20 protein-coding genes are annotated in these 24,558 nt (G+C 69.7%); 12 read left to right on the forward strand and 8 right to left on the reverse strand.

Annotated features, from left to right (window positions below; all coding sequences use genetic code 11):
• Nucleotides 1–16: 16 nt before the first annotated feature.
• From KEG38_RS18190 to KEG38_RS18205, 4 genes are read right to left on the reverse strand one after another with little or no spacing between them, the layout of a single operon-like run.
• Nucleotides 17–3,076, reverse strand: a complete 3,060-nt coding sequence (locus tag KEG38_RS18190) for a hypothetical protein (protein ID WP_272420966.1) — start codon at nt 3,074–3,076, stop codon at nt 17–19.
• Complete coding sequence (locus tag KEG38_RS18195) at nt 3,073–6,027, reverse strand: hypothetical protein (RefSeq protein WP_272420967.1); 2,955 nt, start codon at nt 6,025–6,027, stop codon at nt 3,073–3,075. The genes KEG38_RS18190 and KEG38_RS18195 overlap by 4 nt, the downstream gene beginning before the upstream one ends.
• Nucleotides 6,024–9,206 (reverse strand): hypothetical protein, encoded by a 3,183-nt coding sequence (locus tag KEG38_RS18200; protein WP_272420968.1) that lies wholly within the window; start codon nt 9,204–9,206, stop codon nt 6,024–6,026. The genes KEG38_RS18195 and KEG38_RS18200 overlap by 4 nt, the downstream gene beginning before the upstream one ends.
• Nucleotides 9,207–9,260: 54 nt before the next feature.
• Nucleotides 9,261–9,764 carry a YybH family protein gene (locus KEG38_RS18205; RefSeq protein WP_272420969.1) on the reverse strand — a complete coding sequence of 168 codons (504 nt, stop codon included), beginning with the start codon at nt 9,762–9,764 and terminating at the stop codon, nt 9,261–9,263.
• Between the two features lie 144 nt (nt 9,765–9,908).
• Between KEG38_RS18205 and KEG38_RS18210 the strand changes: the two genes are divergently transcribed.
• The 8 genes from KEG38_RS18210 to KEG38_RS18245 all read left to right on the forward strand — a co-directional run bounded on the left by KEG38_RS18210 (nt 9,909) and on the right by KEG38_RS18245 (nt 18,990).
• On the forward strand, nt 9,909–10,601 hold the full coding sequence (locus tag KEG38_RS18210; RefSeq protein WP_272420970.1) for an SOS response-associated peptidase: 693 nt from the start codon (nt 9,909–9,911) through the stop codon (nt 10,599–10,601).
• 222 nt (nt 10,602–10,823) lie between these two features.
• Complete coding sequence (locus KEG38_RS18215) at nt 10,824–11,771, forward strand: response regulator (protein ID WP_272420971.1); 948 nt, start codon at nt 10,824–10,826, stop codon at nt 11,769–11,771.
• A 427-nt stretch (nt 11,772–12,198) separates the two neighbouring features.
• Nucleotides 12,199–12,786, forward strand: a complete 588-nt coding sequence (locus KEG38_RS18220) for a hypothetical protein (protein WP_272420972.1) — start codon at nt 12,199–12,201, stop codon at nt 12,784–12,786.
• Nucleotides 12,787–12,884: 98 nt separating this feature from the next.
• Nucleotides 12,885–14,126: an oxygenase MpaB family protein gene (locus tag KEG38_RS18225; RefSeq protein ID WP_272420973.1), complete on the forward strand. Its 1,242-nt coding sequence runs from the start codon at nt 12,885–12,887 to the stop codon at nt 14,124–14,126.
• Complete coding sequence (locus KEG38_RS18230) at nt 14,116–15,600, forward strand: cyclic nucleotide-binding domain-containing protein (protein ID WP_272420974.1); 1,485 nt, start codon at nt 14,116–14,118, stop codon at nt 15,598–15,600. Before KEG38_RS18225 ends, KEG38_RS18230 begins: the two co-directional genes overlap by 11 nt.
• Nucleotides 15,597–16,049: a hypothetical protein gene (locus KEG38_RS18235; RefSeq protein WP_272420975.1), complete on the forward strand. Its 453-nt coding sequence runs from the start codon at nt 15,597–15,599 to the stop codon at nt 16,047–16,049. Before KEG38_RS18230 ends, KEG38_RS18235 begins: the two co-directional genes overlap by 4 nt.
• 1,080 nt (nt 16,050–17,129) lie before the next feature.
• The gene (locus KEG38_RS18240) at nt 17,130–17,483 is read left to right on the forward strand and encodes a hypothetical protein (protein WP_272420976.1); all 354 of its coding nucleotides are present in this window, start codon (nt 17,130–17,132) and stop codon (nt 17,481–17,483) included.
• Between the two features lie 883 nt (nt 17,484–18,366).
• Nucleotides 18,367–18,990 carry a hypothetical protein gene (locus KEG38_RS18245; RefSeq protein ID WP_272420977.1) on the forward strand — a complete coding sequence of 208 codons (624 nt, stop codon included), beginning with the start codon at nt 18,367–18,369 and terminating at the stop codon, nt 18,988–18,990.
• A gap of 38 nt (nt 18,991–19,028) precedes the next feature.
• Here KEG38_RS18245 and KEG38_RS18250 read toward each other — a convergent pair whose 3' ends face one another.
• The gene (locus KEG38_RS18250; RefSeq protein ID WP_272420978.1) at nt 19,029–19,205 is read right to left on the reverse strand and encodes a hypothetical protein; all 177 of its coding nucleotides are present in this window, start codon (nt 19,203–19,205) and stop codon (nt 19,029–19,031) included.
• 326 nt (nt 19,206–19,531) lie between these two features.
• Here KEG38_RS18250 and KEG38_RS18255 point away from each other — a divergent pair, with 326 nt between their 5' ends.
• The 3 genes from KEG38_RS18255 (at nt 19,532) to KEG38_RS18265 (ending at nt 21,373) form a co-directional block, all read left to right on the forward strand.
• On the forward strand, nt 19,532–20,317 hold the full coding sequence (locus KEG38_RS18255) for an SDR family NAD(P)-dependent oxidoreductase (protein ID WP_272420979.1): 786 nt from the start codon (nt 19,532–19,534) through the stop codon (nt 20,315–20,317).
• 26 nt (nt 20,318–20,343) lie between these two features.
• Complete coding sequence (locus KEG38_RS18260; protein ID WP_276073218.1) at nt 20,344–20,781, forward strand: transposase; 438 nt, start codon at nt 20,344–20,346, stop codon at nt 20,779–20,781.
• 316 nt (nt 20,782–21,097) lie between these two features.
• Complete coding sequence (locus KEG38_RS18265; protein WP_272420980.1) at nt 21,098–21,373, forward strand: hypothetical protein; 276 nt, start codon at nt 21,098–21,100, stop codon at nt 21,371–21,373.
• Here KEG38_RS18265 and KEG38_RS18270 read toward each other — a convergent pair.
• Entirely contained in the window at nt 21,370–21,786 is a 417-nt protein-coding gene (locus KEG38_RS18270; protein WP_272420981.1) for a VOC family protein, read from the reverse strand. The genes KEG38_RS18265 and KEG38_RS18270 overlap by 4 nt on opposite strands.
• A gap of 43 nt (nt 21,787–21,829) precedes the next feature.
• Here KEG38_RS18270 and KEG38_RS18275 point away from each other — a divergent pair, with 43 nt between their 5' ends.
• Nucleotides 21,830–22,372, forward strand: coding sequence for a transposase (locus tag KEG38_RS18275; protein WP_272420982.1), 543 nt, complete (start codon nt 21,830–21,832; stop codon nt 22,370–22,372).
• Between the two features lie 105 nt (nt 22,373–22,477).
• On the opposite strand, the gene KEG38_RS18280 is transcribed toward KEG38_RS18275, so the two are convergent.
• The gene (locus KEG38_RS18280; RefSeq protein WP_272420983.1) at nt 22,478–22,870 is read right to left on the reverse strand and encodes a hypothetical protein; all 393 of its coding nucleotides are present in this window, start codon (nt 22,868–22,870) and stop codon (nt 22,478–22,480) included.
• A gap of 691 nt (nt 22,871–23,561) precedes the next feature.
• The gene (locus KEG38_RS18285; protein WP_272420984.1) at nt 23,562–24,476 is read right to left on the reverse strand and encodes a hypothetical protein; all 915 of its coding nucleotides are present in this window, start codon (nt 24,474–24,476) and stop codon (nt 23,562–23,564) included.
• Between the last annotated feature and the right edge of the window lie 82 nt (nt 24,477–24,558).

Raw genomic sequence — 24,558 nt, forward strand, 5'->3', positions numbered from 1 at the left:
GCGAGCGGAACCCCGGTCACGGGCTCGAACAAACGGCCGCGTCGCTGCGTCCCGCCCCACGGATGAGGGATGCGCCGGGCGAGGGGAACCGGACGACGAGGGTCGTGTTGTTCCGGGGGAAACGGACTTCGAGGCCCTCCAGGCAGGTGCGGCCGGTCGAGACGGCGACGAGGGCCGTGGCGCCGAGGCTCGGGGCGTCGTGGTCGGGGTCGGGCGGATCGAATTGCACGTCGACGAGGACCTCGGCGAGGAGGCGATAGGCGTCGGGGTCGGGACGGCAAGCCGGGGAAGCGTCGAGGTTCGTGAGGCTTCCGGCGGCGCGTACGGGGCCGAGGGTCGCGCGGGCGAGGTCGAGGTCGGCGAGGAGGATGTCGCCGGAAGTGCCGGAGACGGCGCTCACAGCGAGCCGAGGGGAAGCGGCATCGCCGCGGCGGCGCGCGAGGCCGAGGCGATGGCGGGTGACGTCGGGGACGCGGGCCATCTGGGTGAAGCGGCGGAGGAGGCCGCCGCGGAGGAGGAAGAGCTCGCCGTCTCCGGCCTGGAGCGTGAGGAGGTCGCCGCGGCCGAGGTCGGCGGCGGCGGTGAAGACGCCGTTGTGCTGGAGGGGAACGGGGTCGCGGCTCGGGCTGCCCGGGAGGCCGAGGTCGAAGCGGAGCTCGGGGGTCCGGAGGAAGAGGCCGACGGGCGAGGCGTCGGTCGCGAGGAGGACGGGGACGATGGCGCCCTCGACGCGGGTGAGGGACGGGGCCTTGAAGGTGGCGCGGCGCGGAGGGCGCGGGTCGAAAGGGAGGCCGACGTCGACGGTGAAGCTGCCTGCGCGGACGAGGCCGACGGCGACACCAGGCGGGGTGCGGAGCGAGGCGGGGAGGGGGGCGGCGTCGGCCTTGCTGTCGCCGCGGGGCGCGGGGGCGCCGGGTCGTTCGAGGCGGCAGCGGAGGGGGAGCGAGCCGAGGCGCTTGACGGGCGGCTCGGGGGCGGAGGCGATGTCGGGAGGTGTGTCCAGCGGGGCGGCGGGGGCGGGGCTTCCCCAGCCGAGGCGGACGACGCCGTCGCCGAGGGCGCAGCCGAGCTCGGAGCAGCCCTGGACCATGTTCGCGTCGTAGGGGGCGTTGAGCTCGCCGACGGGGGGCGCGACGACGGGGCGGAAGGTGCGGCCGCCGTCGGTGCTCTCGTGGTAGGTGGCGGCGCCGTCGTTGTCGGCGCGGGCGAGGGCGAAGGGGCCGCCGCGGATGACTTCGACGACGCCGGGCGGGAGGGGATGGACCTCGACGCGGCCGTCAGGATGGATGTGGACGCCGGCGAAGCGGCCGCCGAGGCGCGTGGAGACGGGGAGCATGCGCTCGGAGCGGCCCTGGGGGATGGGGTCGGGGCGTTCGGCATCCTCGGCGGACTCGCCTTCGGGCGGGAGGACGATCCAGCCGTGGATGGAGCCGTCTTTGTCGTCGAGCCAGAAATCGCGGTCGATCGAGCGATAGGGCGGCTCCTCCATGGGCGTCGGGGCGGCGGGGAAGGCGGCGCCGCCGAGGGCGGGATCCTCAGGGTCGACGTGGAGGATGCGGATGCCTTCGGGCGCGGGTTTGGAGGCTGTTTTCGTGTCTTTGCTGCGGAAGACCAGGGCGGTGGCTGTGCCGCCGTCCCCGGGGAGGAACCGGTACAGATGGGTCGCGTCTTCGCCGGTGAGGCGTCGCTCGGTCCAGGCGCCGTCGGCGCTGCGGACGCAGACGTAGGCCTCGTCGGCGGGGGTCGGGTCGAGCGGCTCGGGCGGGTCTGCCGGGGGCGTCGTGAATTCGCGCTCGAACTCGCTGGGCCCGAAAAGCTTCGGTTGCGCGTCGTTCACGGGTGGGGCGCCCCGGAAATCGGCGGCCGTGGGGACGAGCGCGCCACATCGGCCCGTGAAGGCGAAACGCGGGCCTTGGCCCGCGATGAACGTGGACGGCTCGGGGAAGGTGGCTTCGAGGCGCGGCGCGGAGGGGTCGTCCTGGAGGGCGAGGACGTGGGCGCCGTGGGAATGGGTGCACGCGAGCAGGACGTCCGCGCCGCGGGGGATGGGCTGGCAATGTGCGTAGGGTTCGGCGACGTTGGTGAGGGGGGCGTCGTCGAGGACCTGGCCCGTGGCGAGGGCGAGGACACGAACGGATTGCTCGCGGGTGACGAGGACGCGGCCGCCCGGGAGGCGGGCCCCGGCGAAGACGGCGGTCGCGAGCTCGGGAGGGGCGAGGCGGCGGCTCGAGGGGAGCGTATCCTCCGCGAGGCTCGTCATCATGCCCCAGCCGAGGTCGTTCGGCGGGTCGGCGGCGACGGGGACGAGGCCTTTGGCGGGGTCGAGGGCGAGCGTGGGCTGGCGGCCGGCGCCCGTGAGCAGGAGGAGCTTTCCGGATTCGCCTTCCTCGAGGGCGAAGATGCGGACGCTGCGCTCGGCGGTGAGGTCACGGAAGGTCTTGCCGCCGTCGGTGGTGATCTCGGCGCGGCCGAAGGCGTCGAGGCGGACGCCGTGCTTGCCGTCGAGGGAGAAGGCCTCGGCGAAGCGGGCGAGGTCGGTGCGGCGGAGGTCGGGGGTGGCGGCGCGGGGGTCGAGCTCGAGCAGGCCGAGGTCGGTGCGCAGGACGAGGGTGTCGAGCCAGGGGCGCGCGCCGCCCTCGGCCGCGATCTGGGCGATGGGGCGGAGCTCGCCGAGGAAGGTGTCGGCGCGGTAGGTGCGCGCGTCGGACCAGAAGACGTATCCGCCGCCGAGGCGCGCCGGCAGGGAGCGGAAGCCGTACAAAGCCTCGGGGCCAGGCGCCTCGGCGAGGACCAGGCCCCCGTCGAGCAGGAAGCGATGGCCGGACGCGAGGGCGGGCTCGCGGCGCGGCAAGGCGGAGTCGCGGCCGGCCTCGTCGAAGGAGACGCCGACGCCCTCGGCGAGGACGTACCGGGCCGGGCCGAGGAGGGGCTCGGGCGCGGCGGTGGGCTTCGGGCGCAGCGGCGAGGGCGGCGGGGCGGAGGCGCCTGGGCGCTCGGGCTTCGCGGAACAGGCGGCGAGGGCGACGAGGGCGACGAGGGCGACGGACGCGGCCCGGGGGAAGGCGCGTTTCTTCATCGGACGATGCCTTCGCAGGTGAGCGGCTGGCGGACCTCGGCGCCGAAGCCGAGGACCACGAGCGTGCCCTTGCCGGGCCCCTTGCCCTCGAAGCGAGCGACGACCTTGCGGACCGTGCCCGGCGGGTCGTAGTAGCCGAGCTCGGGCTCGTGGCGATCGTCGCGGACCGCGAGCTCCACGGCTTCGAGGCACACGCGCGAAGGCGACCAGCGCAGGACGGCGAACCCCGCCGTGCCGCTCGCCGTGACGCCGAGGAGCGAGCCCTGGGCGAGGCCGATCTTCGTGTCGAAGGGCAGGACCACGCGGGCGTCGTCGGGCTCGGGCGCGCAGCGAGGATCCGAGGCGGCGGCGAGGTCCGCGAGAGACGCGAGGCGCTTCTCGGGGCCGAGCGTGCCTCGATCCGGGTCGAGCGGCGCGAGCACGGCCTCGCCGCCCGCGTCGACGGCGATGACGACCGGGTCCTGCCCGCGCAGGCCGGCGGCGAGGTCGAAGCGGCCCGCGCCTTCGGGCGGATAAAGCAAACCGAGCTCGCGTCGCGCGCCGGAGAGAACGGCGCGGCCGGGCGTGCGCGTCGTTTTCGGGAGCTCCACGGCGGAGACGGCCTGATCGCCGCCGCTCCCCGTCACGAGCAGGACGCGGCTCCCGTGCACGACGCCCACCGTGGGATCATCGACGCACCCGCCGATGGGGATGGTCAGGCCGGCGTCGTCGACGAGCGGGGCGGCGCAACGGCCGAGGCCCGAGGTGGCCACGGCGCGCACCTTCGCGCCGTCGAGCACGTAGCCGAGCCGGATCTCGTACGGGTGGAACGGCGTCGGGCCGAGGTGCGAGAGCGGGATCGTGGCGCGGGTGATCGGCGCCGCGAGGTCGAGCAGGGGCACGTACGCGATCTCGGCGTCGCCCGTCATGCCCGCGGGCTGCGGGCCGTTCAGGGGGATGAGCATCCCGCCCGTGAAGCCGATCCGGCCGGGCGCCGCGCGAGCGATCGGCGTTTTCGTGTAGCCGAGACCAAACGAATCGGGGATCCGTTTGCCCTCACTCGGGCCGGCGTACCGGCAGGCGAGGCGCACGAGCGGGGGCTCGGGGATCGGGCGCTGGTAGTCGGGGTTCGGCTTTGGCGGGGTCGTGTCCTCGAGCGCCGGCTCGGACCCGTCGTTCCAGCCGATCCGCACGAACGTGCCGACCTGGCAGCCGATCTCGCTGCACGACATGGGCTCGGACGATCCACCGCTCGGCGGGGGCGCGATGGGGCGGAAGGTGCGGCCATGGTCGGTGGTCTCGAACAGGCGCTCGGTCTCGGTGCGAGCGAGGCCGAAGCGGCCCGAGGTCGCGATGCTGACGGTCTGCGCCGGAAGGGGGTGCTGCCGCGGGCGGCCCTCGGGGTCGATGGTGACGGCCGCGAGGCTCGAAGGGCCGTGCCCCGAGGGGAGCCAGCCTTCGATCGTGCCGTCGGGCGTGACGTGGAGCGCGCGGGTGAGCAGCGCGGTCGTCGAGGAGGAATACGTGGTGATGTCGAGCGGCGGCTCGTTGCGGGCCACGCGCACGACGCGGAGTGAGCCGCGCACGGTGACGCGGGGCGCGCCGTGGAGGAACGTGCCGGGGATGGCCACGAGGGCCACGGCGGCGCCCTCGGCCCGGGGAATCCAGGCGACGACGTCGCTCGCGTCGGCCGGCGCGAGCGTGTGCTCGACCCACACGCCCGGGCTTTTCCGCACGCAGAAAACCGGGCTGCGCTGGTTCGAGGCGTTCGTCGGCGAGGCCGAGGCGACGACGTCGGCAGGCGAGCCCGGCGCGGGGCCCTCGCACGGGCCGACGAAGCCGAGCGCCTCGCCGTCCGCGACCACGAACCGATCCCAGCTCGGCGCGTCCGGCAGATCGAACGTGCGCTCGATGCGCCCGCCGCTCGCCAGATCGAGCACGGTGGCGCGGCTCGGCGACTCGCAGACGAGCAGCGCGCCGTCCTTCACGCGGAGCGGCATGCACGTGTCGTCGCCCGTTTCGATCGAGAGCAGCGCGGTTGCCCGGCCCGTGCGCAGGTCGACGCGCGCGACGGCGCCCTCCGTGACCGTGAGGGCGTCCCCTTCGAGCCAGCGCAGCCCGTACGCGGCCGCCGCGTCGAGGGCCGACACGGCGGATTCCTCGGGCCAGCGATCGTCGAGGTCGGGCGGCGGCGCGTGGCGCGTCGGGCCCTGCGGAGCACGATCCGACACGATGCTCCCGCGCGCGTCGACGAGACGGCTCTCCTCGCCCCGGAGCAGCACGTGCAGATCCTCGCCCCGGACCTCGATCTCCGTCGCGTCCGGAAGCTCGGCCGACACGTCGCGGAACGTCGCGCCGCCGTCCATCGTGAGGCGCGCATGCCCGAACACCGTGAGCACGAGCGCGCGGCGCGCGTCTGCCGCGAGCCCGATGGCAAACCCGGGCAGGTCGAGCTTCCGGGGCGGCCCGCCTGCGGGCGACACCACGAACACGCCGGCTGCCGTGACGAGCCCCGTGCCGTCGACCCAGTCGAACGTGCGTTGCACGGCCGCAGGCAGCTTCCCGAGCGAACGCGCCTCGCCGAGCCATTCGGCCGCGCCGAACACCTCGCGCTCCCGAAAGAGCACGTACCGCGCGGGCGCCGCCGGCGCGACGGTCCACGAAGGGGCCGCGGTCGCTCCGTCGAACTCCGCCGTGTCCTTGGCCGTCGCGATCACGTCGGCGCCGCGCGACTCGACCCGGCGACCGCTCGCGAGCGACCGATCGACGCCGGCCTCGGTCCGCTCGATCCAATCTGTCGCCATCGGCACGACCCAGCGCGGCGGACCCAGCGTCGAAGCCGATGGCGACGCCTTCTCCGCCGCACGCGCCTTCTCCCTGGACGGCGGCGTGATCGGTTCGGGCCGCGCCTGCGTGCAGCTCGCCGCGGCCACGACGAGCGCGCAGGCCGACGTGAGGGCGGCGCGCTTCATCGGGCTCGCTCCTCCGGCGCCGGCTCGAGCTTGCAGTCGAGCGCTTGCCGAAGCCCGCCTGCCTGGAGCACGGCGCCGCGGCGTTTCGAGCCCGAAGCCTCCCACCGCACGACCAGGCTTCCCTCGCTGCGCGTGATGTCGTCGGGCCGCCGCTCGGCTCCGAGGTCGAGCGCCTCCACGCACACCCGCTCCTCCGTCCAGCGCAGGAGCGCCGCGCCTGCCGCGCGCAGGGAGATGCCCGGCAGCGCGCGTGTATCCATCCCGAGCCACCACGAGGGCTCCATCGGCACGAGCGCGCGCCAGCCCTTGGCCTTCTTGCAGCGTGGATCGTCGGCCGGCGTCGCGGTCGACCATGGCGCGAGCGCCGTGCGCGGCCGTGGGCTCTGCGTGGCCGGATCGAGCTCCGCGACTGCGATCACGTGCGGCGGGCTCCCGTCCCAGAGCAAGATCCCGATCGCCCCATCGTCCCGCCGCGCCAGCGTCACCGGCCTTCGCCCGCCGCTGTCGCGCTCCTGGCCCATGAAGACCGGCGGCCTCGTCGGCGCCTGCCCGTGCTCCTCGAACGTCATGCGCCGGCGGGTCTCGCCCAGCACGAGCACGCGCTCCGGCCCGAGCAGAAGCCCGGCGCCGACGGAGTTCTCGCTCATCGCGTAGCGCCGTGGCTCGAAGAGTGGCAGCGTCGTCGTGCGCTCGTTCGTTACCACGACCTCGTTCCTGTCGGTCACGAACAGCAGCGCGACGTCCCCTCTCGGCGCGAGCAGCGGCGTCACCACCACGCGCCGCGCTTCCTCGAGCTCCGCGCCCGTCGCGTCGATCCTGAGCGGCGGCGCGCCCGGCTCGAACGGCATCCGCATCATGAGCGAATGCGTGCGGAGTGGCGCCGCGCTGGCCTTTCGAGGCGGCGTTTTCCCCGGCGTTTTTCCGGGGGACGCCGGCGGAGCCTGTCCGGCCTGCTGCGCGCCTTTCATCAAGGCCTGCAGCGCGTCCTTCGGGAGCTGCGCGAGGACCTCCGGCGGCAGCGCTTGCAAGAGATCGGCCGACGGCCCCGCCGGAACGGCCTCCTCGGGCGTATTCTCCACCTCGCGCACGAGCGTCACCAGGTCGCCGAGCCCCGTTTGCCACGACAACTTGCCCTTGTCCGGCACGAGCGCGGCCTCCGGGACGACCTCCGGCGTGCCGGCCGGCGTGCAGGCGAGCCGCACCGGCGCCTTCACCTCCGGCTCCTCGTAGGGTTTGGCCGGGTACACCACCGGCGCCGCGCCGGTCGATCCCCAGCCGAGGCGCGTCACCGGCCCGATCGCGCACCCGAGTGGCGAGCAGAAGCCGCCGAACGCCGCGGGCGGCAGCGGCGACCGCCCCGCCGCTCGATAGCTCCGGCCGTGATCGAGCGTCTCGTACAGATCGCCGTCCCGCGTGAGCGCCACGCCGAAGTCGCCGGTCGTGATCATGCCGAGGACCCGCGGCGGCGGGGCGAACGCCGTCACCCGCCCGCGTGGATCCACGACGACGCCGGTGAACACCCCGCCCACCTCGCCCCCGTTCGGCGACACCAGCCAGCCCTCGACCGAGCCGTCCTCGCGCACCTGGAACCGCCGCTCGACGAGCGGCCCGAGCGGCCCACGCATGCCGCCCGAATACATGCCGTACGGATTGAACGAGGGCCGCGAGAACACCATGCCGGAGACCTCGGCCGGCACCCGCACGATCCGCACGCCGCCCTGCGCGACCACGCGTGGCTCGTCGACCTTCGGCTCGGGCAAACCCTCCAAGCGTGGATCGATGACCAGCGCCACCGCCGTCCCGTCCCGCCGCGGCGCCCAGCCGTACACCTCCTGCCCGGGCGGCAGCTCGATCGTGTGCTCGACCCATTCGTCCGCCCCTCGCCGCACGCAGATCCGCGTCGCCGGCCGGATCTCGCTGCCGAGATCCATGCGCGACGGATCGTTCATATCGAGCATCCGCGGCGTGAACTTGCACGACCCCACGAACGCGAGCGCGCCCGCGTCGTCGGCCACGAAATACCCGTCGTCGCTGAAGGCCCGCTCCAGGACCGGCGGAAATGCCCCGTCCCGCAGGCTCATCACGTACGAGCTCGTGTCCTGGTACATCTCCCAGCCGCACACGACGAGCGGCGCCTCGGGCCCCGCCACCGCCGAGCACATGAGCCCCGGCTGCGGAAAATCCGTCACCGTGCGGAGGAGCGTGCCCCGCGCGAGATCCACCTCGCCCACGGCCGACGGGTTCACCGCCAGCGCGCGCCCCGCCGCGACCCTCGCCCCGCCGAGCACCGCGGCCTGGATCGGCGGCGTATCCCGCCAGATCCACCACGCGTTCCGATCGTCCGCCCGAGATCCTGGCAAGATCGGCTCGAACCCGCGCCCGTGCGACGATCCGTGCTGCGCCCCATCCATCGGCCCGAACCGCCCGTCCGCGCCGAGCGGCAGCCGCCCTTGCCACGTCTCCACCGCGAGCGCGCCCGGCTGCACCAGGAACGTCTTGCTCCCGAGGCCCGCGACGCCCGCCGCATCATTCCACGTCGCTCCCCCGTCCCCCGTCGAGGCGAGCCGGCCGAGGTAGTCCACGCGCACCGCGCGTTTCCCATCGAGCGCCGCGAAGTCCGCGAGCCCTGCCTCGCTCGCCGCTTCCAGCGCGTCACTCCCTTTCCGCAGCGCTGCCGTCCCCGCCTCGCCGAACACGAGCACCGCGTCGAGCCCGCTCCTCGCCCCGCGCACGGCCCCGACCCCGAGCGCGCCGCCGAGCGCGACCGGCCGGAGTGGCCCTGTGAACGTGTCCGACCGAAACACCCGCGCGCGGCTCCAGTGGACGAACCCGCCGCCGAGGTGCGGCGCCACGGCGAGCGACCCGACGAGCGGATCACTCTTCAGCGACAGATCCACGTCCCACGCCGCCGAAAGCACCTCGCCGCTGTCGGGCGCGAGCTCGAACCGCACGCCCGCCGACACCAGCCGGTCCCGGTCCGCCTCGTGCGACACCCAGAACGACTCGTCGACCGCCGTATGAAACAGCCGCGCCCCGCCCACGAGCGGCGCGTCGAGCCCGAGGGACGGCGCTTCCTTTGGACCGGCCTTCGCGTGGGCGGGCGTGGGCGCCGGGCGTGTACAGGCCCCGAGCGCGAGGGCCGCGGCGAGGAGAGACGGTCGGTCGAGTCGTCCCAGCATCAGGGAAGCGCGCCGACGGTAGCGAAAGCGGCGCCCGGGTCCTAGGGGTTTTTGCTACCTCGCCCCGTGCCCGAGCGGCACGTGCGCGTGCGAAAACGTTCGCTTCTCCCGCACCTTGCCCCCCTCGAAATGCAGCACGTCGAGCCCCTGCCACGCGAACACGCGCCCATACACCCCGCGGAACAGGAGGTTGCGCACCTCGGCGAGCCCGGGCAGCGCTGTCTGGCCTCCTTCGAGCTCGTGCCGACAGGTCCAGCGCACCATTGCCTTCCCGGCCTCCTCGTCGAGCAGCCGGTCCTCCGTGATGAATGAAATCCGGCCGAACTCCCCCCGGAATTGCGGCTCGAATGCGGCGCGGATCCGCCCCTTGCCCCGGTGCTCCTTACCGTCGTACGTCACGTAGAGCGCATCTTCCGTGAAATGCTGCATCACGGCGTCGAGGTCTCCCCGGTTGAACGCATCGAGGAAACCGTCGACGAGGACCAGCAAATCGTCACGGGAGAGCGCGTGGATCGCCATCGGCCGCGGCATCGTCGCCGCCGCTCGCCTCCTTGTCAACACGCCTCCCCCCGCGGACGCTTGCATCCTCCTCCCCACGGGCGCCCCTCGATGTGGTACGAACGGCCCGAGGCGCGTGCGTCTCGCGAGACCCGTTCGCCGCGTACGCAGGCTCCGCTGCTTCCCGAAGTTTCGGATGTTCCCATGTGTGGTCGATACACCCTGACGAACGTCGCGCCGAACTTGCTCGGGCCCCTTTTCGGGGTCCTCGACATCCCGCTCCTCTCGCCGCGCTTCAATGTGTCGCCCACGCAGGACGTGCCCATCGTGCGTGTCCTCTCGCCCGGCGCGCCGCGCACGCTCGAGCTCGCGCGCTGGGGGCTCGTTCCTTCGTGGGCCAAGGATCTCTCGATCGGCGATCGCATGATCAACGCCCGGGTCGAGACCGCCGCCGAGAAGCCCGCGTACCGGTCGAGCTTCAAGTCGAAGCGTTGCCTCGTCGTCACGGACGGCTTCTACGAGTGGAAAAAACTCGGCACCGGCAAGAAGCAGCCCTGCCGCATCCACATGCCCGACGAGAAGCCGTTCGCCTTCGCCGGCCTCTGGGCGCGCTGGAAGAACGCCGAGGGCAGCACGCTCGATACCTTCACCGTCCTCACGGCCGAGGCCCGCGCGGCCGTGGCGGACGTTCACGATCGCATGCCCGTCATCCTCGCCCCGGACGCCTACGGCTCCTGGCTCGATCCTGACGAGCAACGAGCGGATGTCCTGCAGGCGATGGTACAGGCGCGCATCGGGGACGACCTTGTGGTCACGCCCGTCTCCACCCGCGTCAACAACCCCCGCAACGAGGGACCCGAGAACGTGCGTCCCCTTTTCGCGCAGGACCTTTCGTGAACGCAAGACGCGCGAGGTCCGCGGACATCAGTGCAGCGTCCAGGCATCAGCGCAACGCGCGCGGGACGGACGTTCGGCGCGCGATCTTTGCGCGACACGCGCCAGCTTCGCGCGCCCTCTGCTCAATCGGGCGCCTCCCGACTGCACCTATGCGGTGGCACGACAATTGTTTACCTTGGTGGCGAATCCCCTGAACCCCCCGCCCCCCGGAGGAGGTACGTCATGTCCGCATTCGCCCTCGTCGCCGAACCCGATCCAGCCCTCTCTGCCGCCCAGGTCGCCGTCGTCGACGCCCTCGGCCTCGTCCCCCTCGTCGCGCAGGACGGAGAGCGCGCCATCTGGCTCCTCCGCCGCTTCGGGACCCCGGCGCTGCTCGTCACCTCCTTGTCGCTCCCCGTCGTCGACGGATTCGAGGTCCTCGACTGGCTGCGCGCGCGCATCAGCGGTCGTGGCGCGAAGGTCATCGTCACCTCGCCGTTCCCCGAGCTCCGCGCCTTCGCCGGCGCGCTGCGCGAGCACCTCGGCATCCACGCGATCCTGCCGCGGAACGCCTCGGCGGACACGCTGCGCGTCGTCGCCGAGGCCCTGCTGAAGGGCGCGGAGCTGCCGGCGCCGCTCTCGGAGGCGGCGCTCTCGACGCAGGTGAACTCCGTCCGCTCGATGCAGGAGGGCCCGAAGGATCCGCGCCTCGACTGGTTCGTCCGGTCGGCGGCGGAGGAGCTGCACGCGTCGGTGGCGCTTGCGATCGTGGCCCAGGGGGAGGGCCGCGTCCTCGTCTCGGCGGTGGGGATGGATCCGCGCAGGTGGCCGGTACTCGGGGGGATTGGCCGGCACGTGCTCGGGTCGGGGGAGACGCTCGTCGTGGCGGACGCGTTCGCGCACCCGTTTTTCCAGGGCGACGTCTCGGTGACGGAGGGGCTCGTGCGGGGCTTCGCGGCAGCGCCGGTGCTCGACGCGGCGGGACGCACGCGGGGCATGCTCTGCGTGATCGAGCCGAAGGCGCGCCTGCGCATCGGACCGGAGGGCCTCGTGCGTCTCGCCGAGCGGGCGCGGCTCATCGGCACGGCGATCCCCAACATCGAGCCCGGCATGGGCCGCCTCCTCCGCGCCAGCCGCCGCCGGATCATCGAGGCCATGCCGGACAGTTCGCCCATCTCCAGCCCTCGCTAGTAGGCGCTGCGCTGGGGCTTTGCCCCAGACCCCAGCAGGGGCTGTCCGCCCCTGCACCCGGACCAGCGCAAGCGCTGGACTCGGGGTCGATGAACTGCGCGATGCGCAGTTCATCGAACAGGCCAGGTCAAGACCGACGACGATCCTGCCAACCACCGGCCTGTGGGAAGAACTGCGCATCGCGCAGTTCTTCCCCAACTGGTCCAGGGCTTGCCCTGGTTCGGGTCGAGGGGCGAACAGCCCCCGCGGGGCCCGGGGCAGCGCCCCGGCGCGACGCCTCGCGATGAGACCAATGCTCTGTCGTTGATCTCCTCCCGCGTCGGGTTCGTGCCCGGGCCGCATCGGGTCCGTGCTGAAACACCGAGGGTTCTACCTGGCACGCTGGCCGGCGCTGGCCTTTCATCTTGGATTCCGGTATCAGTGGCGCATGCCCCCGGCAGTTCCTCCGAGAGCCCACTCCAGTGCGGAAGAGCACATCCGCTGGAGCCGGGGGGAGCTACGCATCAAGGCTGTCGACGACGTCGTCTACGAGCAGGTCAGCGGCTACCTCGAGAAAGAGATCGTCAGTAAAATCACGCAGCCCATCGACAAGCTGATCGGGCAAGGCGTGAAACCCATCATCTTCAACGACTGGTGGGACCTCTCCGGGTACGACTCCGACGCCCGCCTCAAGCTGACGGATTGGATCTTCTGGATTCGCGGCAAGATCGTGGGCAGCCACATCCTCGTCCGCTCGAAGATCGTCAGCATGGGCGTCTCGATCGCGAACCTTGCGCTCGGGGGGATGCTCACGGTCTATACCGATCGACAGGAATTCACGCTCGCCTACCACCGCGCCTTGCGGCAGGGCATGAAGCCGTCGTCGACCTCCAGCTCGTCCACGATGGCTGCGCCCGTGTCCACCGCGACCCCGCCGGTCTCGCAGACCTCTTCCGGCGCCTCGTCCTCGGCCACCGGCTCCTCCCCGGGCTCCTCGCACGACGAGCCGGTGCGGCCTCCGCGCTCGATCCGTTGACCGCGGGCGAGCGGCCTCGTGTCAAGAGGCAATGACGTGTCTTTGGGCATTTCGTGGCGTCCGCCCGGCGTGGTAGGAGTCGGGGAGGAGAGGCGGCCATGAGCACCGACAGCCCCAGGCTGCACCCCGATATCCCTGAAGACGCGGCCGTGCCGCGCGTGCCTACCTGGTACGTCGATCGAACGGCGGCGCGCGAGCGCTTTGGCGAGGCCGTCGACTCGTTCGGCCCGTTCCTCATGCGTGGCGACCCGCCCGCGGACGAACTCGTCGCCGTGCTGAACGAGCTCCGCCCCGCGCAGGCGAACCGCATGCTGCAGCAGGCGCTCGACGAGGGCATCGCGAGCGTCCGCCGCCCGCCGCGCGCGTTCGTGCAGTTCTTCCGGCAGGTCGACGAGATCCCGCTCTGGCTCGACTGGGACAAACTCGACCGTGGCGGCCGCGCCATCTTACGCACCGGCCCTCTCGGCGCGGTCGTCCTCGCCTGTTACTCGCTCCCGCTCTCCTATGCCTCGCCGGATGGCAGCAAGCCCCTCACGGCCTCGGGTCGCCTCGTCCAGCGTGCCTCGCGCAGGCTCACCGAGACGGCGCGCTTCCTCGTCGAGACGTGCCGCCCCGGCGGCCTTCGTCGTGGCGCCGCGGGCTTCAAGATCACGATCCGCGTCCGGCTCATGCACGCGCAGGTGCGCAGGCTCCTCCTGCAGCGCAAGTCCTGGCCCTACGAGCGCTGGGGTTTGCCCGTGAACCAGGCGTACATGGCCGGGACGAACGTGCTCTTCTCGTCGGTCCTCATCGAGGGACTCTCGAAGCTCGGCTACGAGGTCCCGCAGGCCGAGCGTGACGACATCGTGCAGCTCTGGCGTTACGGCGGCTTGCTCAGCGGTGTCGACTCGAAGATCTGCGCGGCCACCGAGGCCGAGGGCTTGCGCCTCATCCGGCTCATCCACGCGGTGATGGATCCGCCGGACGACGACTCGCGCGCGCTCGTCAAGGCGCTCATGGAGGCGCCGCTCGAGCTCGCGAAGAACCCGGCGCAGAAGGCGGTGGCGCAGCGGCTCGTGGATCTGCTCTACGGTCTGTCGCGGCACCTCGTCGGCGAGGACCTGGCGAACGCGCTCGCGTATCCGCGCACGTCGTGGCGCCATGTCACGCCGCTGCTCCGAGGGATGAACATGATGATGAACTCCGTCGAGCGCCGTGTGCCGGAGAGCCGCGACGCGCTCTATCGGTTTGGGCTCGAAGCATGGGAGAGAGTCATCGAGAACGGCCTTGCCGGCATCCCGGCGGCGTTCGATTTCCGCAAGGCGACCGTGGGGGATGGAGGTCCGACGCATGCTCCGTGACAAGCTGAGTTTCCTGGGGGATCAGGACATCGAGCTCCTGCTCCGATCGAGCCAGAGGCGGCACGTCGTGCGGGGTGAGACCATCGTCCGAGAGGGCCAGAGCCCCGAGGCGATCTTCCTCGTGCAAGAAGGCTTCATCTCGGTCCGCGCGGGCGGTGTCACCGTCGGCTACTTCGGCCCGGGTCAGATCCTCGGCGAGATCTCCTTCCTCGAACGACGCAGCGCGAGCGCCACCGTCGTCGCCGAGGGCGACGCTGTTCTCAACCGCATCGACAACGCCGACCTCGAGGCGCTTCTCTCCGCGCACCCCGACCTCGCGGCGCGCTTCTACCGCTCGCTCGCGGTGAGTTTGTCCCGTCGCGTGCGCGCGCTCAGCGGCAGCCTCACGAAGCTCCGCGGCCAGCGCTCGCACAAGGCGCGTTACGGCCAGCTCTCGGCGCGGCACGTCCCTTCGAGCCTGATCGACGGCCTCACGACCGTCTTGAAGGAAGTCCAGCGCGTCGAAGAGTCGCTCGCGGCACGCAGGACCACGGTGGACGCGGCGGCGCGCGTGGTCGCGTCTGCGTGCGATCGTGTGGTCGCCCTGCTCGAACAGCACACCACGGAGAAGGCGCTGCTCGCGATCAGCGTCGACGACCTTCTCACGTTCCGGGACATCAGCCGCCTGCGCGAGGGCGTCGGCAGCTTCGTCTTCCGCATCTGCTTCGCGCTGCTCATGTCGAGCGCGACGATCGCGCGCGTCTACGACAAACCCGGCGGCGTCGCCGAGGACGACGGGACGCGCCGCGCGATCGCCGACGCGGACGCCGAGGGCGACGGCCTCATCGGTCCGCTCGTCGACCGCTGGTTCCTCGACCGCGCCGTCTGCCGTGCGCGCCGCGAGAGCCGCAAGGCCATGGTCGCCGAGATCGTCCGTCGCGCTGCGGAGCACACGGGCGCGGGCCCCTTCCAGGTGACGAGCATCGGCAGCGGCGGCGGCGACGAGCTGCTCGACGCGATGGACGAGGCGGACGAGGGCGCCCTCGCGGCGACGTGCATCGACCCGGATCCGGACGCGCTTCGCCGTGGCAACCACCAGGCATCGGAGGCGGGCCACGCCTCGTCGATGACGTTCCTTTGCGCGGAGCCTTTGAGCCTCTCGGGCTCGGGCTCGGAGATCTTCCTCGGACCGCAGCACATGGTCTACGCGCTCTGCTTCTTCGACTACCTCTCGGACGACGACGCGGTGGCGCTACTCGACTGGATGTGGGGCCGCCTTGCGCCTTCGGGGACGGCGGTGTGGACGGCGCTCGGCCCGGACCTCACGGATCTACCGATGATGGAGCACCTGCTCGAGTGGAGCGTCATCCCGCGTGATGCGCCGGCGATCCGCGCGCTCGTCGCCCGGACGCGCTTCGGCCGCTCGGTCGAGGTGCAGCTCCTCGAAGGCACCTCGCTGCACATGGTCACGTGCACGCGAGAGGCGGAGCCGTGACGATCGTCCCTTCGAGTCGCGTCGGGCCCAAGGAGGTCTACCGCAATCCGTACATGATCGTGCGGCACGACGTGACTCGAAAGCTCCTGATCGTGACGCGAACGAGCGCGCCTTATCCCAGCATCGAGACGATGCGGGAGACGTTCCTCGAAATGGAGATGGCGATCGGCTACGTCTCGCGACCGCGGACGATGTTGCTCATCGACGCGCGCCCGGCGCTGCCGCGGAACGACCCCGACTTCGAGGCGGAGTTCGGGCGATTGCGGAAGCACTTTCTGCGAGAGTTCCAGAAGATCGCGACGCTGGTGCAGACGGCGGTGGGGATCCTGCAGGTGACGCGGCAAGTGCGCGCGGACGAGCGGCCGACGGGGGTGTTCACGGATCCCGGTGAGGCGCTCGCGTACCTGGGGGTGACGCTGGAGCCGGAGCGGGTCGAGGTGCGGGGGTAGGGCGAAGGGGGGCGGGTGGGGGGGAGTGCGGTCGCTCGGGCTGTTCTGCTCCGCTCTTCTGTACGCCTCCGTGCTCCTTGCAGCACCGGGACGGGCACACGCATTCGAGCTCAGCGGCGGCGTGAGCTTGGGAGGGATCCTGGTGGGCGCAGACCCGCGGCTCGCGGTCAGTCCCCACGCGCGCATGTCGTGGCGAACGACGAGCGGCCTCATGCTCGCGACGGACGAGGTGTGCAGTATCTTGCCTGCGAGCAACAGACTCGGCGTTGGCGTCTACAATCACATATCTGCCGCCATTGGCTACAGCTCGAAGCTAGGCGACTTCAGCCTTGGCCCCTCTCTTTCGGTTTACTCCATGCCGGCGTGTGGTGTCACGTTGTGTGGCCGCGTGGCGGGTGTAGCGCCAGGCGCCCGCGCGCAGGCGGACGTTTACTTCGTCGGCCCGCTGGGCGTGTCCGTGAGTGCCGCGGTTGACTGGGTGGGTGGAAGGAGCCTCGTGCTCCCTGGCGGCATGGCAGCAATGGTGGTCGCAGGTCCCGTGCTTCGATGGGGGGCGAAATGAGCTCGGTGAGAAGTCTTGGTTGTGTCGCGATCCTTGGTATCTGGGGTTTTGCTGCGTGTAACTATACCGTTGGAGAGTGTTATACGCGCGATCAGCTCGGGGAAGGGGCCGGCGTAGGCGGTGGTGTGATTCTTCCGAGCGGGGTTGGGGGCTACGGGGAGACGCCGCCGGAGCCGGAGGGCTCCAGCAAGCAACTCGAATGCAACGCAACTGACGAGGGGGAGAGCCGCCCGGTCGAGGAGGACGCGTACGAAGCCGGTCTGAAGGTCTTTTGCTTGAAGCCGGACTGGGGAGGTACGTGCTCGGAGAGGTGCATTGCGAAAGGGATCGGGTGCGTGCCACTCGCTGTGCATCCGTACAAATCCGACCCCGGGTATGGCGAGCTGTTTTCGTGCAACACTTTACCCATAGGGTTCATGTGTGGATATCATTACCCCAACGGAGACGACTGTTATTGGCCGTTCGGTACTCCGTTGCCGAAGTTTTGTTCATACTCGGGAAGCCACTAGGGGGATCGAATGACTGACGCAGATAAAGTTGCCGATTTCTACAGCGGCGCACAAATGCTTCAGTTCGTCGCCGCATGGGCGTACGTCGTCGCGAATCGTGAAAGGGTCCTCGAACTGCTCGACGCCTTCGAGAAGGCATACGAGCAGATGATCCCCCTTCACGCGGCTGGCAAGATCTACGCCGGAGACGCGGAGTTCACTGCGGAGAACCTCGACCGCGTCAAGCGCATCCGCCTTCTCCTTCAACCGGGCTTGGACAGTCGCGAGGCGATGCAGGCGGCCCCGGAGATACTCGCATTGGCCGAGCGATGCTGGAAGGGACTGACCGGAAAGGATGTCTTCCCTCTCGGTCAGGAAGAGTGACGGACCTCCCCCCGGAAGATCCACGCCGCGTTCGAGAACCTTGCCCTCGCCGGACAGGCGACGTCCGCCACCCCGCACCTCCTCGGACCTGCTCCCCGCCGCCGCCGCTCCGCCCGGCGAGCTTCTCCGACCTGCTCGAACACATGCCGGCCGCCCCGTACGACGAGATCCGAGAACCTCGCCCGCGCCGATGTCCGCCTGTGCCGAGCTTCTCTGACCTGCTCGAAGGGGGTGAGCTCGGGTGGTTCGGGTAGATCGGACCTGCTCCCCGCCGCCGCTGCTTTGCCCGGCGAGCTTCTCCGACCTGCTCGAACACACGCTCGCCGCCCCGTACGACGAGATCCGAGAACCTCGCCCGCGCCGATGTCCGCCTGTGCCGAGCTTCTCGGACCTGCTCGGAGGGGGTGGGCTCGGGTGGTTCGGGTAGATCGGACCTGCTCGGCGTAGGGTGGCCGCGGCTGTTCGAGCAGGTCCGAGAAGCTCGCGCAGGCACGTTCCTTCCCATGCACGTTGATCCGATGATCTGGCTCGTGGCTCGACGCGGGGCGCGGCGCTGGTCGGATGTGGTCGCTGGTGGCGACGGGTGGCGCGGCGGGCATGTCGGAGAAGCCCGTCGGTCCCGGGGGGTGGCTCGTGGCGCAGGGTCGAGGTGCTACGGGATGGCGGGCGTCGGGTGTGCGGCCAGGTGCACATTCCGCCCATCGTGAGCCGGGGAGGGCACGTGGGAGCTGGTACGCCCATTGCGATGCATACGCGAGGACGCGCCGAGAAAGGGACCACGAACATGCAGGATGGGCCGACCTCTCGAAGGGCATTCCCCAGGGCTCCGATGCATGCACCGGTCGGGTACGCCGCGTCTGTCGCTATCGCGTCCCTCGTAATCATGCTCGGCGCTTGTGCAGGGGACGGCGGCGTATCCGAGGCCGAGGATGGGGATACGAGCGAGGGGGGGACGGCCCAGTCCGACGCGCAGACGAGGAGATGCTTGTCCGGCGCGCCGGACGCGACGTTGAGCCTCCTTGCCGGTGAAACGGAGAAGTCCTCGACGAGCAGGGGCCCGTCGTACAACACCGGCGTGGCGGGCACCCTCCATGGCTGCAACAGCTACGTCGTCGAGGTCTCCGTGCCCTCGACCAGCACGCCGCCGCTCGATTATGAGTCGTCCTTTCAATTTCATGCCGAGAAATCGACGCCGATTCGTGAAGATCTGTGCAATGTGGCGGAGATGCAATTCCGCGTGTACGCGTGGAACATCGTCGTCGGGGATTGGGCGTTCGTCGGCGGCGGAGTCAAGGAAGGCAAGTGGATTCCCGGCGGTCCCCTCACGAGCCCAGAATGCAGGTTTTTCCCGAAGCCGGGCGCATATACCGAGTTCGGCAACCACTTCGAGCCTCCATTGGCTGGAACGAACCGCTACCGCATTCTGAGCTCGGTCATGCTCCCCGACGCGTTCTTCGCGGAGGTTCGCGTCAGCGTGCAGCGCGATCACGAGATCTTCCTTGAATGACGAGCGCCTTTGTCGACCTCCGACGCCCCCCGCGCTCCTCACTCGCCGGACCGCTCCCCCGACTTCTCCTCCTGTGCCCGCGCGCGCTTCGCCTTGAGCGCCTCCGTCTCCGCGTCGAGCTTGGCCGTCGCCGCCCGCAGGCATATCGTGGGCTCTCTGCGCCCCTCGGCCCTGGCGATGGAACCAGCCCCTGCGACGTTTACGACACCAGGCATTGAGCAGCCATCGCTGTTCGGGCAGATGGAGGCTCCATCGGGTTTCGACGCGGGCGAGATGCGCCGCAAGCCGTGGGCGTGGCTTTTGCGGCATGTGTTTGCGATTGACGTGACGGTGTGTCCTGAATGCTCGGGCAAGATGCGCTGGAGCCGGTGGCGCTCACGCCCCCCCGAGGAGGCGGAAATCCTGGTTTATTTGTCCTAGGTGCCTGGCGTTCCAACTCTGGAAGCGTACGAGGCCCGCCCAGGAAATGCACAGAGAGGACACTCTGGCACAACGTGCCACACAGACGTATCGTATCGTCAACAGCGAGCGAAGGAGCAACATGAATCGCTATGAGGGTCGCCGGGCACTCGTCACGGGTGGGGGATCGGGCATCGGGCAGGCCACCGTGCTGCGGATGCTCGCCGAGGGCGGCCGCGTCGTCGCCGCCGACGTGAGCGAAGCCGGCCTCGCCGACACGGTCGCGAAGGCCGGCGACGCGGCCGAGCGCCTGCACACGGTCGTCGTGAACATCGCCGACGAGTCGTCCGTCCGCGAGGGCGTCGCCGACGCCGTCGCCTGGCTCGGCGGACTCGACGCGCTCGTCAACGCCGCCGGCATCCTGCGCTCCTCGCACACCCACGAGACCACGCTCGACGCCTTCGAGCAGATCGTCCGCGTGAACCTCGTCGGCACGTTCCTCGTCATCCGCGAGGCGATCCCCGCCCTCCTCGAGGGCAACGGCTCCGCCGTTGTCAACTTCAGCTCGACGTCGGCGATGTTCGCGCACCCGTACATGGCCGCCTACGCCGCGAGCAAGGGCGGCGTGCAGTCGATGACCCACGCGCTCGCGGCCGAGTACGCGAAGCAGGGCATCCGCTTCACCGCCGTGCAGCCGGGATCGATCTCGTCGGGCATGACCGACGGCTCCGGTCAGAGCGGTCAGAGCCGTGGCCCGGGTCTCCCCGAGGATGCCGACATGAGCCTCTTCATGAAGCTCCGGCCCGCGCTCGGTCAGGGCTTCGCGGGCCCCGAGACCGTGGCGGGCGTCGTCGCGATGCTCGCGAGCGACGACGGCCGGTTCATCACGGGCACCGAGGTGCGCATCGACGGCGGCACGCACTTCTAGTCGCCCGCCTTGGCAACCGGTGCGTCTTGGTGAATGCATGTGTGGAGGAGCTCTTGCGTTCGCTGCGAAGGCGAGCGAAGCGCCTCTTCGGGCTTGCAAGCGTCGATCGTGCGTTTCCCGGGGCGGTGACGTTCATCCAGCGCTTCGACTCGGCGCTCCGTCTCAACGTGCATGTACACACGCTCGCGCTGGACGGGGTCTATGTGCGGGAGGATGATTCGATGGGAGAGCCTGTCTTCCGCGCGCTCCCGGCGCCCACGGCAGACGAAGTGTTCGACATTGCCGAGCGCACGGCCAAGCGAGTCGTCGCCGCGCTGAAGAAGCGCGGCCGAGCTGTGGATGGGCTCTGGGACGAGGGGAGTACGGTGGACGATTTCGATCCAGCGCTCGTCGCTTGTTATGGTGTGGCAGCTCGTGCGTCCCGCGCTTCGGATGGTGGAGGGCGATCGACCGCGCGACGGTGAGCGTGTTTCCGTGGTGATGGGCTTCGACATTCACGCGGGCGCGGTGATCGATGGCCGCGATTGCCACCGCGGGGCTTGGGGCGAAGGACGCCGAAGGCGATCCGGAGCCCCAAATGTCGAAGGGAGAGGCTGTGCCGGTATCTGGCCCGGCCGCCGATTGCACAGGAACGGCTCGTCGAGATCGCCGGCGGGAAGCTGCCTATGAGTTGAAGAAGGCGTTGTCCTAGGTGCCGCCGTCAAGCCTGAGGAGACCGCCTCGGCGGCTGGGCTCTCGAATTTCCTGCGCACCTGCGCGGGCGCGTTCGCGACCTCGCTGATGACCACCCTGTGGGACAACACCGCGAACGAGAAGCGGGCCCAGTTGGTCGGACACCTCAACGATGTCCCTGCGACCATCGATGCCATGAGCGCGAAGGGGCTGACGCCGGATCAGGCGGTGGGTCAGATCGAGCGCATGGTGCAGGTGCAGGCGGTCATGCTGGCGACCAATCACCTGTTCCTGGTCTCCATGCTGTTGTTCATCTTCGCCGCGTCGATCGTCTGGATCTCGCCCCGGCCGCGCGCCGCCCCGCCTCCAGGCGGGGGGCACTAGCTAGCGGGCGGGCCCTTCAGTTCGACCGTGTTGCCCTCGGGGTCCCGCAGATAGATCGAGAGGCCTTCGCCGAGCGCGCCGTAGCGCTGGCCGGACTCGGTGACCTCGACGCCGTGACGGGCCAGGTGGGCGCGGATCGCCGCCTCGTCGAACGGCGCGACCTGCAGGCAGAAATGGTCGAGGTTGCGGCCCTCCAGCTGCGGGCCCGCGCCACCCATTCGGCCCAGCGGACCGTCGAGGGTGACGAGGTCGATCATCTCGCGGCCGGCGCGCAGGTGGGTGAGGCCGAGCTCAGGCCGGTCCCAGTCGACGGAGCAGCCGAGCACCTCGGTGTAGAAGCCGACCATCCGCGCCTTGTCGCGGATGCGCAGCACGATGTGGTCAAAGCCCTGGAGCGCGATGGGATGGGTCATGGCCCCATCCTAGCCGCTGCGGGCTCAGAGCAGCAGGCCGAAGATGCCGCTCGACGCGGCGTGGCCGACGACCGGGAAGCTGCGCTATGAGTTGAAGAAGGCGTGGCGCGATGGGACACGATTCGTCGTTTTCGAACCGCACGAGCTTCTAGCGAGAGTATGCGCGATGATACCGCCGCCACGATTTCACATGATCCGATTTCATGGAGTGCTCGCCCCGAATGCGGCGCTGCGCAGGCACGTCGTGGGCTCTCTGCGCCCCTCGGCCCTGGCGATGGAGCCAGCCCCTGCGACGTTGAAGACACCAGGTATTGAGCAGCCATCGCTGTTCGGGCAGATGGAGGCTCCATCGGGTTTCGACGCGGGCGAGATGCGCCGCAAGCCGTGGGCGTGGCTTTTGCGGCATGTGTTTGCGATTGACGTGACGGTGTGTCCTGAATGCTCGGGCAAGATGCGCTGGCGGGCGGTGGCGCTCACGCCGGAGACGATCGCAGAGGGACTGGCTCGAGCTGGGCTCTCCGCACGCGGGCCGCCGAGGAGGCCGAGAGCGCCGAGGGGCCAGCTCTCGCTGCCGTTTCCGCGCTGAGGCACAGCCTCTGTGCAGCTGTTCTGCGCCCATCATGCGTCCGATGAGCATCGGTCGTGGGCGTCAGGAAAGAGGTCGCCTGGTGCCGCGGCGGTTTCGTGTGTTCTACCAGAGGGTGGAGGGTCCTGCGAGGACCCAGCCGGCATCGGTAGGCTTGACCCAGAAGCCCAATGCCACCTCGATCGTCTGTGCGCGGTAGGTGACCTCGACGTAGAGATGGCTGCCGGTGTGGCCCCAGCTGAAGTCCCCGAGATCGAGTTCGCGGAGCCAGGACAGGTCCTGCTCCCAGTCGTCGGCAGCAGGACTGCAATTCGCCTCGTCCGCATCGGCGCTCGCTCCGACCGAGCCGAGCCATAGGGACTTGAGCACGTGCCCGACCGGTGGGTGATCGACGAGCTGTTCGGCTTCAGGGATCTTCCCAGCTCGGAGCAGACTGAAGTAGCGGCAAACGACCGCTTCGACGTCGGTGTTGGCGGGGCGCTCCGTCCAGGTCTCCACCGTTGAGATCATAAAGGTTGGATGGACACCACGGAGCGGTTTTCACCCTGAACATCGCGGGTTGTGGGGGCTGCATGAGGCGGGGCTGCGGGGCAAGTTGATGGGGTGACCGGCTTCTGCTCGGGCTGGTCAGCGGGCCGCCGGTGTGGAAGGACACGGTTGAGCGCCGCGCGAGATGCGTGCTACGCCCCCGAGGAGGCGGAAATCCTGGTTTATTTGTCCTAGGTGCCCCTGCAGCCGAATTGGACTGTCGATCTCGTTGAGCAGAATCCTCGCCTGCCCCCAGGTCTCATAACGTGCCGCCCAGGACGTCGATGCCGAGTTGCGGGTCGCCGTGCTTGGCCGTGAGCTTCAAGCAGCCGGCGGTTCCGGGCAGTGCTGAGGGCTTGCCGATCGCGCCGGGGAATCAACGCGCAGAAACTCTGACCATTCCAGAGACAAAAGGCAAGGCCTCACCCCGAATAGATCCCGCTATTGCAACCGCCGCGCTACGCCTCCCGTTTCCTCTCGCACGTACTGCCGGGCGACTTCATGATGATCGGCGGCGCCATCGGCCATCTGGCTCGCAACCACTGCCGCCATTTCTACGGCCGATCCTCGCCACGACCTGCCCACGATGTCAAACCTCATCCGCATCCCGCGTACAAGGGGTGAGCGGCTCGAGTTCGGTGCATTGATTGCCAGACCCGGGTCATGGCGCTACGCGACCACGAGCCCATTCCGTGGCTCGTTCTACGGCCAACCCCATTGCCGCGGACCCATCAGATCCGATGCAATTGATGCCGGCGTCTCGGTAAGCATCCAACTGGTGCGGTTTGACAACAACGACGATCGGCGATCGTGCGCCATGGAACTTGTAGGTCGCTACGTGCAAGTCATTGCCGTATCGATAGTCGAGATCAGACATATCAACGATCATGCCGTCTGGATCGATCATGGCGCAGAACATGTTCAGGACGCGTCCGATGAGGACCGCATCATCGAGACCTTCTGACCCTTGTCGATATGTCCCGCTAAACCGAACAAGCCCGATCCGCATCATTCCTTCCGCGTGTACTTCTGCGGCGGAGTGAATCGTCGGCGAACTACTATCAATCATGAAAACGCCTGGAGTCGCATCCAAGTCTCGTGGATCGACAGGCCTTCCCTTCTTGGTCTTGAGCTTTCGCTCGACACACACACGCGTCAATCCTTGTAACTCGACTGGGCTGATTGGCGTCAAGTCATCGCCTGCCTCTACTGCGACGCAATTCAATAGCCTAAAGGGATGGCTCATGATTCCCGCCTGGTTGGCAGGGGAGAAATCTTTCGGAAAGGAAACCGCGCCGCCGAGTCGATTTTCGGGTGCATCAAAACATTCACTCAAGCATAGGTTTGCCAACTTGGGTGCGCTGTAAGCGAATCCCATGTCGTTCACCTTCACCAGTGAAATGAGTCGTCCACCGCCAAGATGAAAATCCAGCAGCGGCACCGAAAGCTTTGGCAATGCTACAAAGGTCATTTCAACGTCCTCGACAACTGGCCCGGCGCGCGGGTCGAGGCGCAGGGGGCCCTGCCATGGCGGGTCGGAGTACGCGTCGACCTCGACGAACAGGAGGCCGGGCACCCACAGGAGCGGGCGGCGCTACCCCTCGGGCTTTCGGTCGGGCGACTCGTCGGTCACGAGCGCACCTCGTTAGGCGAGAGCG

The sequence above is a fragment of the Polyangium jinanense genome (assembly GCF_028435265.1).
GTDB lineage: Bacteria > Myxococcota_A > Polyangia > Polyangiales > Polyangiaceae > Polyangium > Polyangium jinanense.